Origin of the sequence: Tautonia rosea, assembly GCF_012958305.1 — a bacterium.
Classification (GTDB): Bacteria; Planctomycetota; Planctomycetia; order Isosphaerales; family Isosphaeraceae; genus Tautonia; species Tautonia rosea.
The window spans coordinates 205,260-220,249 of sequence record NZ_JABBYO010000004.1; the positions used below are offsets into that span (position 1 = coordinate 205,260).

The window sequence follows — 14,990 nt, forward strand, 5'->3', positions numbered from 1 at the left end:
GAGGCAAGGAAGCCGTGGCCGGGACCAGGCGGGCGGTTCGTGGAATGTTGCATCGCCAAGCGTCCCTCGCCAGGCTTCCTCAATCTGTTCATAGCGTACACGTTTGGGCAAGCCGAGGCAGCACGCCGCAGGCCAGCCCAAGCGATTTGCGAGTCCATAGGGGATGAGTCGCCGCAGTTGTCTCACGGTCCTGGTTTTTGTGACGAGTGCCAGAGGTCCTGTCCATGTGGATGTGGTCTGACGGCGAGGCCGCCGAACCCCGCCCGAACCAATCCCGGCCTGGCTCGTGTTCGCGTTCTTCCGCTTCGGGTCGTCGACCGTCGACCTGGCGGCACCAAGCATCATGATCGCGGTCAGTCGGAGGTCAGCGATCGACGACGCCCGGCAATTCCGCCCACCAGCAGCAGCAGGAGCGAGGCACCGAAGAAGGCGAACTTGGTCAGCGTCGCTGCCGAAGCGATCCAGGCGAGGGGCGGGATGGTTTCCCGAGCACTCCAGGCGAGGAAGGCGAGGATGACATTCTCAACGAGGTCTGCGAGCATGGCCAGCAGGGGGACCACCACCAACCACCGGCCTCGATCACCCGTGAAGAGCCGCGCCACGCAGAGGGCGAACAGCAGGCCGTAAACCAGCGGAAAGGCCGCGTCGAGTGTGACCTGGGTGATGGCATAGAGTTGGCACCGGCCCTGCCCCCAGGCGTCGAACACCGCTCGGAGTTCATCCGGCGTGTATCCGAGGCGCGCATCGGGGAGATCGGACGACGGCCCCAACCACTTCTGACGCCAGTCGAAACCTTTCAGGCACGCCAGGAACGCCACCAGCAAAAGGGCCACGTTCGGCCAGGTCCCCCAGGATTCGACGCGTCGATGCAGGATGTCCCGCAAGGCGTCCCTCCCCTCCGGCTGGATCAATCAGGTTCATACACGCCGCAAGGCCATTTTCAGGAGGGTCTTGAAATGGCCGACACGCGTTTAGACACCTCACCAAGGAGCATCTCGACCATCATCGGAATCAGGTTCGGCGACTGCAAGGGCGTGGCCGGGATCGAGGATTGCGGGTTGTGCTGTGCTGGTCTCCTGATCCGGCCCGTCTTCGGTGGTGACGCTCCTGGTTGAACCGATTGGCTCTGCCTGTGTTTCGCCCACGAAGATGACGAGGAACCGCGCGATCTTGCTTCAGGCTTGACTGGTTTTTTGTACAAACTATGCTTTCGTTCATGAGGACGATTGATCGGGCGGTGGGGCATCTGGACGCGGATTGCTTTTACGTGTCGGCCGAGCGGGTGCGGGACGAGTTCCTGCGCGACAAGCCGGTGGGCGTGCTGGGCAATCAGGGGGCGTGCGTCATCGCCAAGAGTTACGAGATGAAGGCCAGCGGCGTCGGCACGGGAATGCCCATCTGGGACGCCCTCGACCGCTGCCCGACGGGGGTCTACCTGAAGCGAGACTTCCGCTGGTACGAGGTGCTCAGCCGCCTGATGCTGGAGGTGACACGCGAGCTGTCCGATCGGGTCGAGTATTACTCGATCGATGAGTTCTTCTTTCGCGCCATTCCCCTGCGGGGCAAGGACTTCCAGCAGACGGCCGAGGCGATCCGCGATGCGATCTGGGAGCGTTTGGGCGTGCCGGTGACGGTCGGTATTGCCCGATCTCGAACGCTGGCCAAGCTGATTTCCGACGCGGCCAAGCCCTTCGGCGCCCTGGCGGTGCTGGACGAACAGGCCGAGCGGGCTTTGCTGGCCGATCGGCCCGTGACGGAGATCACCGGCATTGCCGGTCGCCGCGAGCGTCGGCTGGCCCCCTGGGGGATTCGCTCCTGTCTCGACCTGGCCGAGGCTGACCGCCGGCTCGTCCGGGGGTTGCTGACGGCCTCGGGGGAGTCGCTCTGGTGGGAGCTCAACGGCGAGGCGGTCCACCCAATCCAGCCCGAGCGGCCGGTACAGCGTGTCCTGTCGCGTGGGGGGAGCTTCGGCGAGCCGGCGGTCGACCCGATTGTCCTGTATGCCTGGCTCGTCCGGAACCTGGAACGTCTGATCGAGGAACTACGGTTCCACCGCCTCTGTACCGGTCGGTTGACCGTCTGGGTCTCGTACCGCAACGGCGAGGTGGGGGTCGGCCAGGTTAACCCGACCGTGCCGACCGACCGCTTCGACCTGCTGCTCGACGCGGCTCGGGTGTGCCTGCGACGGGCGTACGTCCCCCGGGTCGCCGCGACCCGGATGCATCTGATCGCCGAGCGCCTCGTTCGTCGCACCTCCTCTCCCCGAGGCCTGTTCGATTCGCCCGCCGCCGCCGACCGCGCTGAGGCCGTCGCCCAGCTCAAGGAAACGATCAACCACCGCCACGGCCGTTTCTCCCTCCGCAGCGCCGCCACGCTCCCCCTGGCCGAGGTTTACCGCGACGCGGCCAACGGCTTCGATATCTGCGACATCCGTGGCAAATTCTGCTTCTGACTACCCTGCTCCGCTTTGATTCGCTAGGATGAAGAAATGCCTTCTTCCCGGCTCCGCCGTTCGGGAGGTTTGCACTGTTGGAGGGGTGCCAGAGTGGTCGATTGGGGCGGTCTTGAAAACCGCTGAGGCGGCAACGTCTCCGGGGGTTCGAATCCCTCCCCCTCCGTTGTGTTGAGATTGAAGCGGGCTTGTTGGCGGGTGGGTAGGGTTGTGGATGGTCGTGGTGTGTGAATGAGCTGGCCCTTTGCGTTCTGAGGTCACTCGGAACCGCTGGACCGCAGCAGTTCAATGAGGGTGGACCGAAACTGGTTGAGGAGCGAGATGCTGTACGGCATCGCCAGGTTGTCGGTCTCGCCCGGGTCGGTTCCCAGGGCATAGAGTTCTTCCTGGGGAATTGGTGGGCGTTCGGTTCGGATGTATTTGAGTTGACGGTCATCCATGATCGAGATCATCGGACCTCCGAAGACGGGAGAGTGTCCCCCGTTCGGGAGGAACATGTCCGGTCCAGGGACGGATGCCACGGCTGGGGACGGGAGATTGGCGCTTCGGATGGACCCTTGATCGGTTGCATCGTTCTTGCCTGGTCTCCAGAGTGATGCGAGAGAGGTGCCGGGGAGCGGTTCGCCGGGGTGGCCGGCGAGGTCGAGAATCGTTGCAGGAAGATCTCGGAGGCTGACGACTCGGTCGATGGTCTGCGCGTTCGGAGCCAGGCCGGGGGCGACAATCAGCAGAGGGACGTGCAACTGGTCTTCGTAAAGGCTGACACCGTGCCCAAAAAGACCGTGCTCGCCGAAGGCCTCGCCGTGGTCGGAGGTCACAATGACGATCAAGTCGTTAAGGAGCCCGCGCTGGTCGAGCTCGTGAAAGAGCCGGCCGAGGTGCTGGTCCAGGGAGGCAATGCACGAATCGTAGCCGTCGATCAGGAGGGCCTGCTGTTCGGGGGTGATCTCGGACTTGTCGGAACTCAGCCACCAGTTCTCCAGGAAGGCCCGATCGGTAGGGATGCTCGGTTGATCTCCGAATCGATGTTCCTCCCCCGGAGGAACGAGGTAGGGGTCGTGGGCATCGAAGTAGTTCAGAAAGGCGAAAAAGGGACGGTCTCTGGCCCGATCGTGGTCGAGCCATTCGAGGAAGCGGCGATTGATTGACGCAGCGTCGATACGAGCGAACCGCCGGAGCGGGGGAGGCTCTCCTGGCCTCAAGGACGTTGCGATCCTGCCGATCAGATCGACAAGGCGCCCCCCAACCTCGGAACTTGCAAGGATTGTGGAAAGGTTGAAGGGGAGATCTTCGTAGTGAGCGAACCCGCGGGAAAGGCCCGTCGCGTAGGTGGTGTAGTAGGTATTGGCGACGATTCCGACGGTGTCGTAGCCGATCGAGGCCAGGCTGCCAGCCAGGGTTGGGCCGTCCTCGGACATCGGGCCGAAGCGTCCTTGGCAGACATCGAAGGACCATCGGCCGGTCATGAGAGTCGCGTGCGAGGGGAGGGTCCAGGGCGCCGTGGCTCGGGCTCCGGTGAAGGTGACCCCTCGCTTGGCGAACGCTTCAAGGTTCGGGGAGGTCTGGCGCTCGGATCCGGAACCGGGAAGGCTCAGATGGTCTGCCCGAACCGTGTCCAGAACAAGGAGCACGATGTTCGGGCCTTGAGGTTCTTCAGTGTTGTGGACGAGAGGAGGTCGGTCGGCATGTCTCCAGGCCACGATCCCGAGGAGGCCGAGAAGCAACACGGGTAGGGTGAACCGGACGATTTGGGCGATGACTCCTGATCGGCGTTGGAGGATCGGGACAATGATCGATGCTCCCCCCAAGGCGAGAAGCAGGAGAGCCCCGGGATGGAGGCCCTGACCCAGGATCAGGAGGGTCGGCAACATCGCCAGGGCGACCAGCACTTGCGGGCCGAGCCGATGGCCGAGCCGGGGATGAAAGGCGGTCAGGATTGCGATTGGGATTGCAATGGAGAGCAGGAAGCCGGCGTTGACCATCGGGATCGTCCACGGATAGGCCCGGATCTTCCCGAGATAAGGCCAGACCTCGCCAGACCTTGTCCGGATGAGGAGGAACACGGCCAGTTCCGCCGCGCCGGCCAGAAGTCCCAACCAGGCCGCAAGCGCCAGGAGCCCGATCGGACCCGGGCCGCTGCCCTGCTCCGTCCGAGGTTCAGCCTGCACGGAAGGGCTCCTGCTGGGCGTTTCGTGGTTCGTCTGGCTCATGAATTCCTCTCGAATCGTTCCCGCATTAACCTCCGACGATCGCTCAATCAAACCCGACTCAATTTCGAAAAAGTGGCCAGCCGATCGAGCCGTGACGCCTACAGACTTGAGAGAGCGTCAACGAGAGGGTTTTCGGCCGTATCCTTGACGCAGTTCATGGGATTGTAAGGATGCGTTCGCCTGATGGAGTGAACGTGTTTTTCCCAATTCCGAAGGGTTTCCCCTGAATTCGCAGGAAAACACCCCGAACACGGGGTGGTTCGGTATCCCTGCGCTCGACGGGAACCATCGAGAGGTAGAAAGACCCATGTTCGAACCATTGCTGGCCTACATTGGTCCCGAAACGGTGCTTCCGCTGACCTCGGTGCTGGCCGGAGCCATGGGAGTCGCCATGATGTTCGGGCGTAACGTGTTGCGGGGGCTCGGACGGATCTTTCGGAGGCCTCCCCGAGTCGAATGAATCATCCTGGGAGATGTTTCGAGCGAGTGTTGTGATTGGGACTCTCGAGCAGTTACGGAACGGTTCGAACGGGTCAAGTTTTGATCACATGGAGGTTCGTCGGTGTGAAAAGGCTCGGGATCGAGCGGGTGATCATTGTTGGGCTCGACGGTCTCGACCCAGCGATCCTCGAAGCGATGCTCGCCGCGGGTGAACTGCCAAACTTCGCCACGCTGCGCGATCAGGGCGGTTATGGCCGGGTTGCCACCACGCTCCCGGCACAAACACCGGTCGCCTGGTCGAGTTTCGCCACGGGGACGAACCCTGGCGCACACGGCATCTTCGACTTTGTCTCACGGGATCCGCAGACGTATCGACTTGAGCTTGCCTTGAACCGATACGAGCAGGCCGGGGTGTTTCAACCGCCTCGAGTCGTCAATCTCCAGCGCGGAACCCCCTTTTGGCGGCTGCTCTCGGATCAGGGAATTCCGTCGTCGGTGATCCGATGTCCGTGTACCTATCCCCCGGATCCCATTGAGGGACGCATGCTCTCCGGGATGGGAGTTCCCGACCTGCGGGGCGGTTTCGGCACGGGGACCTATTATTCAACGGCCGAGGGGATCACCGCCGGCGAGGCCGAGCGCGTGGTCCGGCTTCCAGGGGCCGGACCGGGGGCGATCGAAACGGTGATCCTTGGCCCCAATCATCCCCGGACTCGGGCCGAAATCCGGGTGCCGATCGTCCTCGATTCGGTGCCTGACGCGGGTAAGGTGATTCTCCGATCCACGGGAGAACCCCAGTCGCTTGTGCTGGAGGTGGGACGATGGAGTGACTGGCTGCGTGTCTCATTTCGTCTGGGACTGCTGCAATCGACCTCCGGACTGGTTCGGTTTTTTCTGGTAAGCATGGGGCCCGATCGTCTTTCGCTCTATTGTTCACCCATCCAGTTTGATCCGGAGGCCCCGCCGTTTCCGATCAGCTCTCCCGAGGCGTTTGCGGGCGATCTGAAACGAGCGATTGGCCGCTATCACACTACCGGTTTGGCCGAAGATCACGCGGCGCTGAGCAACGGACGGATCAGTGAATCGGCGTTTCTCGACCAGTGCAATGATCTGTGGCGGGAACGCGAGGCGATGTTCGAGCACGAACTCTCCAGGTTCCAGTCGGGCGTGCTCTATTGCCTCTTCGGGATTCCTGACCGGATTCAGCATCTGTTCTGGCGCTACAGAGACCCTGGTCATCCGGCGAACCGCGGACGGCCCTTCGTTGCCGATCACAAGAATGCCATTGCCGAAGCGTATCGCCGCAGTGACGCTCAGGTCGGCCGGGCGTTGAGGGCGGCAGACGATCAGACACTCGTCATCGCTCTCAGCGATCACGGATTCGGTCCGTTCCGGCGAGGGGTCAATCTGAACACATGGCTTTACGAGCAGGGTTTGCTGGCAGTTTCGACGGGTGACCGTGCCGGCGACCCGAACGGGGCTCCGCTCGGGCACATCGATTGGTCGCGGACGAAGGCCTATTCCATCGGACTGGGTGGGATCTTTCTAAATCTCCGAGGACGAGAAGGGCTCGGGGTGGTCGACCCCGAAGACGCGGAGCCGCTCAAGGCGGCTCTGGCCGCATCCTTAAGTGGGTTGGTCGACCCGGCACATGGAGCCGTCGCCATCCGATCGGTGATCGCCCGAGAGCAGGTCTATTCGGGACCATTCGTCGACGAGGCGCCCGATCTCCTCATCCGGTTCGGGACTGGCTACCGGACCTCCTGGGGATCGGCCATGGGGCAGCTCGGCGAGGCAGTTTTCGAAGAGAACACGAGGCTCTGGGCGGGGGATCACATCGTCGATCCGGTCCTCGTTCCCGGTATCCTTCTGATGAATCGGCCGTTCCGGCCGGAAGGTGCGTCGCTTCTGGACCTTGCTCCGACGGTGCTCGACACCTTCGGATTGCCCGCCGGTCCGAAGATGGAAGGGAGAACCTTGCTGCGATGAAAACCATCGTCATCGGAGTCGAGGGGATCGCTCCCGACCAGCTCTTGAAGGATCCCCGACTCGTTCATGTCCAGGCACTTGTTGACGAGGGAATTCTTGGTCGATTGAGTGTTCGTCACGATGAGGGAGTATTGACGTTTTGGTCTTCACTACGGCACGCGCATCATTATCGTTCGGGAATGCCCCTGGCGGAGTCGCTCAGACGCCGCGACATGGATACGGTTCAAGGAGTGGCGACGTTCGTCGATTTCTTTCATAATGATCACGACAGAACAGAATCGCCTGATTCTGGAGGTCGTTTATCGGTCGAATGTGATCTGGACCGAGCGCATGACACAGGCTGGAAGGGATCGCCAGGCATTCCCCAGGGGTGGAGTCACGAGGAATCTCGCTCAGGTTTGAGCATCCGTTCCGGTTTTCAAGAACTTCGGCATTGCTTGAGATGCCAGTCCTGGAGCGTTGCTGCAATCATCTTCGAGTTGCTCGGCCAGTCGACGGGTTCCGACGAGGATCGTGCAGAGGACGGCTGGCTGGTGAGCTTCGATGACGAACTTCGTTTGACCCTTGAACTCCTTCTCGGGAATCACGATGAGACGACCATTCTGCTCCTTGTTCGGGATCGATTCCGAGCCACTGAAGCCGGTGACACCGGTCGTCCGACACCGTCTGGGGCGTTTGTGATCTCCTCGTCCCGGGGACTCCCCTCGGGACAGATCGAGGGCGCTCGGATGATCGACCTCGTCCCGACGCTTCTGAAACTGGCGGGAAGGCCGATTCCGGATGAGCTGAGGGGAACTCCGCTCGCTCTGGATCAGATGGCTCTCCGATTCGAAGAGGATGAGAACACGGTCCTGGAACGGCTCAGAGGACTCGGGTATCTCTCCTGATGGGTGCGGCTGGCTTCGAGTCCCCTGTTGTCGCTACCCCTCAGGGTGGCACTCCTGGTCTCGATCGCGCTCGGACACGATTCGTTGAGACAAGAGCGAGTGAGGGGGCAGGACGACGAATCAACAGATGGGCGGATCAGGCAAGAAGTTCGGTGACGATACGGGCTTCCTGGCCGTCGATGAGGGAGGCGTCGCCTCCGGGGCGAGGGAAGGTGAGCGAGGCTGGGTCGAGGCCGAAGAGGTGAAGTAAGGTGGCGTGATAGTCGGCGTGGGAGACGGGGGATTCGACGGCGCGGATGCCGAACTCGTCGGTCGCGCCGTGGACGTAGCCCCCTTTGATGCCGCCACCGGCCATCCAGGCGGAGAAGCCGTAGGTGTTGTGGTCGCGGCCGATGTTCGCCTCGTTCTGGACGACGGGGAGGCGACCCATCTCCCCGCCCCACCAGACGACCGTCTCGTCGAGCAAGCCTCGGGTTTTCAGGTCGCGGACGAGGGCGGCGGAGGGTCGGTCGACGCGACGGCACATACGGGGTAAGAGGTTGGCGATGTTGCCGTGGTGGTCCCAGTCCTGGTTGCCGGTGCAGACCTGAACAAAGCGGACGCCGCGTTCGATGAGACGGCGGGCGATGAGGCATCGGGTGCCGAACTCGGCCGAATCGGGATCGTCGATCCCGTACAGGCGTTTTGTGGCGGCTGATTCCTCGGAGATGTCGAGCGCCTCGGCGGCGGCGCCTTGCATGCGAGCGGCCAGCTCGTAGCTGCTGATCCGGGCGGCGAGGTCAAGCTCGCCGGGGTACTGGGAGAGGTGGTCGCGGTTGATCGTGCCAAGGTAGTCGAGGAACTGGCGCTGGACCTGGCCTTCGTAGTGAGCGGGAGGTTCGAGGTCGGCGATGCGGGGTTCTTTCGGCCGGATGGCCGTGCCCTGGTAGAGGGAGGGGAGCCAGCCGTTCGACCAGTTCTCGACCCCGAGGACGGGCAGACCGCCGGGATCGGTGAGGACGCAGTAGGCGGGCAGGTTCTGGTTCTCGGTGCCGAGGGCGTAGGAGAGCCACGAGCCGACTGTCGGCCGACCACGCTGGATGCGGCCGGTATGGATGGCGGAAATCGACTGACCGTGGTTGTTCACGCCGGTATGCATCGATCGGATCAAGGAAATGTCGTCTGCCACCTCGCCGAGGCCGGGGAGCAACTCGCTCAGTTCCATACCGCATGCGCCGCGGTGGTGGAATTTCCAGGGAGAGGCGAACAGTTTGGAGCTGGCCTGGCCGGCGTTGTCGAACTTGATTTCGCCGGTGAACGCCTGGCCGTTGCGGCGGGTCAGCTCGGGCTTGGGGTCGAACAGGTCGTGGTGGCTCGGCCCGCCTTGCATGAACAGGCAGACCATGTTCTTCGCCCGAGGGGGGGCGGGGGGAGCCTTGGGGGTGAGGTCGTAGGTCGGGGTTTCGAGCGTTGGCTTGCGAGGAGCCTCCTGCCGACCCGAGGCACGCTCCTGGTGCGCGAGCCAGGCCAAGGCGAGGGAGCCGATACCCACGCCTTGCGAGGCGAGGAAGTGACGGCGAGACGAGCAGCCGACGGCTCGATGAGCGGCCATGAGCCTTCTCCAGGAAAGCAGATCGGATCAGATCGAAGCGAATCAATCGACGTAAAGGAATCCGTTGGAGCAAAGCAGGGCGTGGCAGAAACTCGCCAGGGGGAGGCGATCGGGATCGGGCTTCGTCTCGGCTTCGGCGTCGTCGGCCTTGAGCTGATCGGCGAGGGTAGAGCGCTGGCGATCGAGGTAGTCGAGCGCGCCGGCAACCTGCTCGGCGTCGGGTTCTCGGGCGAAGGCGAGTTGCCAGGCGAGGCGGATGCGGTCGCTCGGATCGTCACCGGCCGAGGCGATCACGCGGTCGGCCATCGCCTCGGACTGCTCCAGGACGAACGGATTGTTCATGAGCATGAGGGACTGCGGGGCGACCGTCGAGCTGTCGCGCTGGGGGCAACTCGGGGAGAGGTCGGGAGGGTCGAACGATTCGGTCAGGCCCAGCGGCATCGTCCGTCGGATCTGGACGTAAAGGGTGCGACGGAGGGCAGCATTGCCGAGCGACTGATCGGCGTTCGAGGGGCGTCCGGCGGAGTCGCGGTTGTCCTTGCCGACGATGATCCGCCCGGCCTCGTCGGGGGCGACGGGGACGGAAGGGCCGAACGCCTCGGGGTTGAGCGTGCCGGAGGTGGCGAGGATGGCGTCTCGGACGACTTCGGCCTCCAGGCGCCGGACATTCTGACGACCGAGCAGGACGTTTTCGGGGTCGATCGCGTCAAGCTCAGGGCGACGGGTCGAGACCTGGCGATAGGCGGTCGAGGTCATGATCATTCGATGCAGGCGCTTGAGGGTCCAGCCGCCTTGCATGAAGTCGTCGGCCAGCCAGTCGAGCAGGTCGGGATGGGAGGGACGATCGCCGAGGACGCCGAAGTCGCCGGTCGAGGCGACAAGGCCGCGGCCGAAGTGGTGCATCCAGATCCGGTTGACCAGGACGCGGGAGACCAGGGGATGCTCGCCGCCAGTCAGGTGCCGGGCATAGGCAAGGCGTCGGCCAGTGGTGGGGAGGTTCGGGTCGTCGATCGGGATGTCGGGCGATCCGGTAGCGACGGTCAGGATCGTCAGCTCGCCGGGGTCGACTTCCTCTGCCGGCTGGTTCGGGTCGCCGCGGAGAAAGAGGTGGGTGGTGGGGACCTTGCCAGGGATCTCGGTCAGGGCGTGGACGTAGTTGTCGGCCGGTCGCTTCGGCTCGACGGCAGCGGTACGCTTGGCGAACTCGGCGGTAATCTCGTTGTAAGCCTTGGCGTCGTAGAGGCTGACGTTTCCGGAGGTGACCAGAACGCGGGGGTAGGTCCGCAAGAGCTCGACCTGTTCCTCGGAGCGGTCGGCGGGCTTGAGGTCGCGGGCCTCGCGGAGTGGCTGGCGAAGCTCCTCGGGGGCGGCCTCCAGCTCCTTCTCCAGGATGCGGTTGACGAGGTCGTTAATGGCCTCGGAGCGCTCGGTGTTGACCTGGGCCAGAGCCTCGGCGGCGGCCTTGGCCTGTTCGCGGTCGGCGTCGGTCCAGAGGGAAATCAGGCGAGCGTTCGGCAGCTTCCAGTCGGAAACATCGAGGGCCGGCTCGAACAGGGCGCGGAAGCGGAAGTAATCCTCGTGCGAGATCGGGTCGTAGCGGTGGGAATGGCACTGGGCGCAACCGACGGTCAGGCCGAGGAAGGCGGTCGAGACGACCTTGATCGTTTCGGCCACGGCGTCGTTGCGGGCGACGACGGGATCGACCTCGCCGTCGGCAGTGCCGTCGGGGGCCATTCGGAGGAAGCCGGTGGCGATGAGGCGGTCGAGGTCCTCGGGGCCGAGCTGCTCGTAAGGGGGGGCAACCAGTTCATCGCCGGCCAGTTGCTCGACGATGAGGTCATCCCAGGGGCGATCGGCGTTGAAGGCCCGGATCAAGTAATCGCGGTAGCGGTAGGCCCAGGGGCGGACGGGGTCGGCCAGGGTGTAGCCGTCGCTGTCGGCATAGCCGGCCACGTCCATCCAGTGCCGTGCCCAGCGCTCGCCGTAGTGAGGGGATTCGAGCAGGCGATCGATGAGGCGATCGACGGCGTCGGGGGCGTCATCGGCGAGGAAGTCGGCGACCTCCTCGGGGGTCGGCGGCAGGCCGAGCAGGTCCATCGAGGCGCGGCGGATGAAGGTGGTGCGATCGGCCTCAGGACCGAAGCTGAGGCCTTTGTCGTGCAGACGATCGAGCAGAAAGGCGTCGAGCGGGGTGCGGACGAGGGAGGCGTCGGCTTCGACCACGGGCACGTCGGGGCGTTGGATCGGCTGGAAGGACCAGAAACCCGCGTCTTCCTGGGTCAGGACCATCTCGCCGGGGGGTGGGATTTCCTCGGGCTCAGGGCGGAGGGTGGGGGCGCCGGCGTCGATCCAGGCGGCGATGGTGGCTTTCTGTTCGCTTGAGAGCTTGGCATCGCCGGGGGGCATTTCGTCGGCGTCGATCCGATGCCAGAGGAAGCTGCCGTCAAGGTCGCCGGGAACGATCGCCTCGCCGGTCAGGCCGCCGTCGAGCATCGTCTGGACGAAGCGGAGGTCGAGGCCGCTCTTGAGCTTCGGTTCCTCGCCGTGGCAGTGGAAGCAGTGTTCCTTGAGGATCGGCCGCACGTCGCGCTCGAAGCTGAGCGACGCCGGATCGGACGGGGAATCGGTCTCCCCTGCCCTGGCCGAAGCACCGGCTCCGGGAAGCACAAGAACGAGCCAGGCGAGCAGGAAGCCGGGGGTTCGGAAGCGTCGGCGGAGGGTCATGGGCGGGCAATCCCCTCTGGGCGAGGCAAGGCGAGAGCGAAACGGCAGTTCGTCGGATCAGCACGCAATCCGGCCAATTGTTGAACCGCAGTTTAACGGAGGAGCGGGGTTGAGGGCAACCGTGCCTTTCCTGGCCAAGGGGAGATCAAGAGCGGATGGGATCGCCCTTGGCGAAGGTGTCGAGCACGGGGAGCAGGTCGGCGACACTTTCTATGACGGCGTGCGCTCCGGCCTTGCCGAAGGTCGCCTCGGCGGCTCGGAGGCGAGAGGAGAGATCGGCCGGATCGAGTTGGGCGACCTCGTCGAGCGAAAGGCCCAGCGCGTTGCCGGTTCGGGTGATCGCGACGGTCCAGGTGCCGGCATTGCGACCGGCCTCGATGCCGGGCACAGTGTCATCGACGATCACGACGCGGGACATGGGGAAGACGTCGAGCGCCTCGGCGGCCCGGAAGATCATCCAGGGGGCGGGGCGGCCTTTCGGGGTGTCGTCGGCGCAGAGGATGACCTCAGGGTCGAAGCCTTGGGCGCGGGCGATCGGGGCGACGACCTCCATCAAGGCGCGGGTGTAGCCGGTGCTGGAGCCGATCCGGATCCCTCGGCGACGGCATTCGGCGACGACCTCGGGAATGCCCGGAATCACGTCGGAGTGCCTTGCCAGCACCTCTTTTTGTAAGGGGAGGAAGTCGGCATAAAGCCGGTCGATGTCGGCCTCGGTGGCCGCTTGGCCGAAGCGGGATTGCCAGGCCTCGGCCACTCGGGGAACGGCAAGGATGGCGGCGATATGCTCGCGCTTGGCCATGCCCATCGGGCCGCGAGCCTCGGCGGTGGTGATCGGCACGTCGGCGCGGCGGAAGACCTCGACGAAGACCTCGACGGGGGCCCGGCTGCCATGGTCGATGGTGGTCCCGGCCCAGTCAAACAGGATGGCGCCGATGGGAAGGGGCGAAGCGGGGGTCATGATCGGGTCGTCTCCCAGGAGCGTTCGGCCAGGCCGAAGGACATGGTCATGCCCGATCCGCCGGTTCCGGTCCGGACGGAGACGCCGGGCATCGGCTCGGCCCCGAACACGGGAGCGGCGGCGTGCTTGGCGTAGATGCCGTGCCAGCGCTCGGTGATCGACCAGTCGGGCAGTTGAATCACGTGGCGAAGTTCGCGGAGGATCAGATCGTCGATCAGGCTCTTGTCAAACGGGTCGATGGCGTCGTCGTACTCGTGCGAATCGCCGAGGATGATCTCGCCGAGTTCGTTCTGCGAGGCCATGACGTGGATGCCGTACTGGTCGAGTTCCGGCGTCTCGCCGGCGATGCGCTGCTTCATGGTTGCGAGGCTTCCGGCCACCTCAAAGTTCGCGTAGTGCCGCAGGGTCAGGCCGCTGGCGAGATGAGGGCCGAGGGTCCAGCCGTCCGGTTGCGGAGCGGCCTTGAGCATCTGGAGCTTGCAGCGCCGGAGGCCGGAACCGTGGAACAGCTCGGGAAAAAGCGTCTCGAAATCGGCACCACCGCAGACGATCAGGCGATCGAACGACCAGGAACGGCCATTGGCCGATCGGGCCAGGCCAGGCTCGATCTGAGTGATGGCCGTCCCGAAGTGGAAGGTGACGCCGAACCGATCGGCCAGCCAGCCGGGCATGGTGCGGATGACGCCCCGAGGATTGACGCACAGCTCCATCGGGCTAAACAAACCGCCGAGCAGGCCGTCGGGATTCGCTCCCGGCGATCGGGAAAGGACCTCGGCGGGAGTGAGCAATTCGCAGGAATATCCAAGGTCAGGGGCGATCTGGGCGAATTCTTCGAGGACGGCCCATTCATCCTCGCGGTGGGCCAGGTGGATCGAGCCGCAGGGATTGACCCACATTCCGCTTTGCGCACTTAGTTCAAGCCAGCAGGCGCGGCTGCGGAGGGCGATGGCGAGGGCTTCGCCGCTCGGTTGACCGATGGGCCAGACCATGCCGAAGTTGCGCACCGAGGCGCCGGAGGCGATCGGGGAGCGCTCGAAGACCGTCACCTGATGGCCTCGACGGGCCGCCGACCAGGCATGCGCCAGTCCGACGATCCCGGCCCCGACGATGCCGACGGTTTCGATAGGTTCCGAAGGGGGAAAGGGATCGCTCATGGATCGGCTCGGGGGGCATCAGCGGAAATGAGGGCGGCTTCGAGAACGGGGAGATAGGTGTCGAAGTCGGGAACGGATGCGTTCGGGTCCTTGGCCTCATCGTCCCAGCGGCGGAGGGAGACGGCGGCCTCGTGGTGGGGAGAAGCGCGGAATCGCTCGACCTCCTCGGCCGACATCGGGCCGCCTTGCAGTTGCAGGCTGAGCTGGGATGGCGGGCTGAGCTGGTCGCGGTAGGATGGTTCGACGGCGCAGAGATAGCGCTTGGCGGCAACGTGAAGGCGAACCGGATCAACGACCGCAGGCCCGAAATGCTGGGCAAGCCATCGACCGGCGAGCCCCTCGTGATGGTCGTCAATGCCCTGTTCCGCGGCGTCCTCGGGCAGGTCGTGGAGTAGGTGGCCGATGTCGTGAAGCAAGGCGGCGGCGATCAACGAGGGTTCGGCCCCCGATTGCCGGGCCAGGTGCGCGGCCTGAAGCGCATGCTGCAGCTGCGAAACAGCCTCGCCGCCGTATTCGGCGTGGCCGCGATCGAGAAAGAGGCGGCGGATGGTGGCAAGTGTCTCGGCCGGAGTGTGGGCCATCGG

Annotated in this window: 11 protein-coding genes and 1 tRNA gene; 5 read left to right on the forward strand and 7 right to left on the reverse strand. The window is 64.5% G+C overall.

The genetic code is table 11. The annotated features are described in order from the left end of the window. Positions 1-353 precede the first annotated feature (353 nt). Positions 354-884: a hypothetical protein gene (locus tag HG800_RS08465; protein ID WP_169975779.1), complete on the reverse strand. Its 531-nt coding sequence runs from the start codon at positions 882-884 to the stop codon at positions 354-356. Between the two features lie 332 nt (positions 885-1,216). Between HG800_RS08465 and HG800_RS08470 the strand changes: the two genes are divergently transcribed. After that, complete coding sequence (locus HG800_RS08470; protein WP_169975781.1) at positions 1,217-2,452, forward strand: DNA polymerase Y family protein; 1,236 nt, start codon at positions 1,217-1,219, stop codon at positions 2,450-2,452. A 79-nt stretch (positions 2,453-2,531) separates the two neighbouring features. Next, positions 2,532-2,618 (forward strand) — tRNA-Ser (locus HG800_RS08475). Positions 2,619-2,709: 91 nt separating this feature from the next. Here the strand turns inward: HG800_RS08475 and HG800_RS08480 are convergent. After that, positions 2,710-4,620, reverse strand: a complete 1,911-nt coding sequence (locus HG800_RS08480) for a sulfatase (RefSeq protein ID WP_169975783.1) — start codon at positions 4,618-4,620, stop codon at positions 2,710-2,712. Between the two features lie 349 nt (positions 4,621-4,969). Here HG800_RS08480 and HG800_RS08485 point away from each other — a divergent pair, with 349 nt between their 5' ends. The 3 genes from HG800_RS08485 (at position 4,970) to HG800_RS08495 (ending at position 7,979) form a co-directional block, all read left to right on the forward strand. Further along, positions 4,970-5,122 carry a hypothetical protein gene (locus tag HG800_RS08485; RefSeq protein WP_169975785.1) on the forward strand — a complete coding sequence of 51 codons (153 nt, stop codon included), beginning with the start codon at positions 4,970-4,972 and terminating at the stop codon, positions 5,120-5,122. Between the two features lie 104 nt (positions 5,123-5,226). Then, on the forward strand, positions 5,227-7,092 hold the full coding sequence (locus HG800_RS08490; protein WP_315851997.1) for an alkaline phosphatase family protein: 1,866 nt from the start codon (positions 5,227-5,229) through the stop codon (positions 7,090-7,092). A gap of 728 nt (positions 7,093-7,820) precedes the next feature. After that, the gene (locus tag HG800_RS08495; protein WP_169975787.1) at positions 7,821-7,979 is read left to right on the forward strand and encodes a hypothetical protein; all 159 of its coding nucleotides are present in this window, start codon (positions 7,821-7,823) and stop codon (positions 7,977-7,979) included. A gap of 136 nt (positions 7,980-8,115) precedes the next feature. Here HG800_RS08495 and HG800_RS08500 read toward each other — a convergent pair whose 3' ends face one another. The 5 genes from HG800_RS08500 to HG800_RS08520 all read right to left on the reverse strand — a co-directional run bounded on the left by HG800_RS08500 (position 8,116) and on the right by HG800_RS08520 (position 14,987). After that, positions 8,116-9,570: a DUF1501 domain-containing protein gene (locus HG800_RS08500; RefSeq protein ID WP_169975789.1), complete on the reverse strand. Its 1,455-nt coding sequence runs from the start codon at positions 9,568-9,570 to the stop codon at positions 8,116-8,118. A 42-nt stretch (positions 9,571-9,612) separates the two neighbouring features. Further along, positions 9,613-12,294, reverse strand: coding sequence for a PSD1 and planctomycete cytochrome C domain-containing protein (locus tag HG800_RS08505; protein ID WP_169975791.1), 2,682 nt, complete (start codon positions 12,292-12,294; stop codon positions 9,613-9,615). A gap of 145 nt (positions 12,295-12,439) precedes the next feature. Next, the gene (gene phnX / locus HG800_RS08510; RefSeq protein WP_169975793.1) at positions 12,440-13,252 is read right to left on the reverse strand and encodes a phosphonoacetaldehyde hydrolase; all 813 of its coding nucleotides are present in this window, start codon (positions 13,250-13,252) and stop codon (positions 12,440-12,442) included. Next, a complete protein-coding gene (locus HG800_RS08515; protein WP_169975795.1) occupies positions 13,249-14,406 on the reverse strand; it encodes a TIGR03364 family FAD-dependent oxidoreductase in 1,158 nt (385 codons plus the stop codon). Before HG800_RS08515 ends, phnX begins: the two co-directional genes overlap by 4 nt. Next, positions 14,403-14,987, reverse strand: coding sequence for a phosphonate degradation HD-domain oxygenase (locus tag HG800_RS08520; protein ID WP_169975797.1), 585 nt, complete (start codon positions 14,985-14,987; stop codon positions 14,403-14,405). The genes HG800_RS08515 and HG800_RS08520 overlap by 4 nt, the downstream gene beginning before the upstream one ends. Positions 14,988-14,990 lie beyond the last annotated feature (3 nt).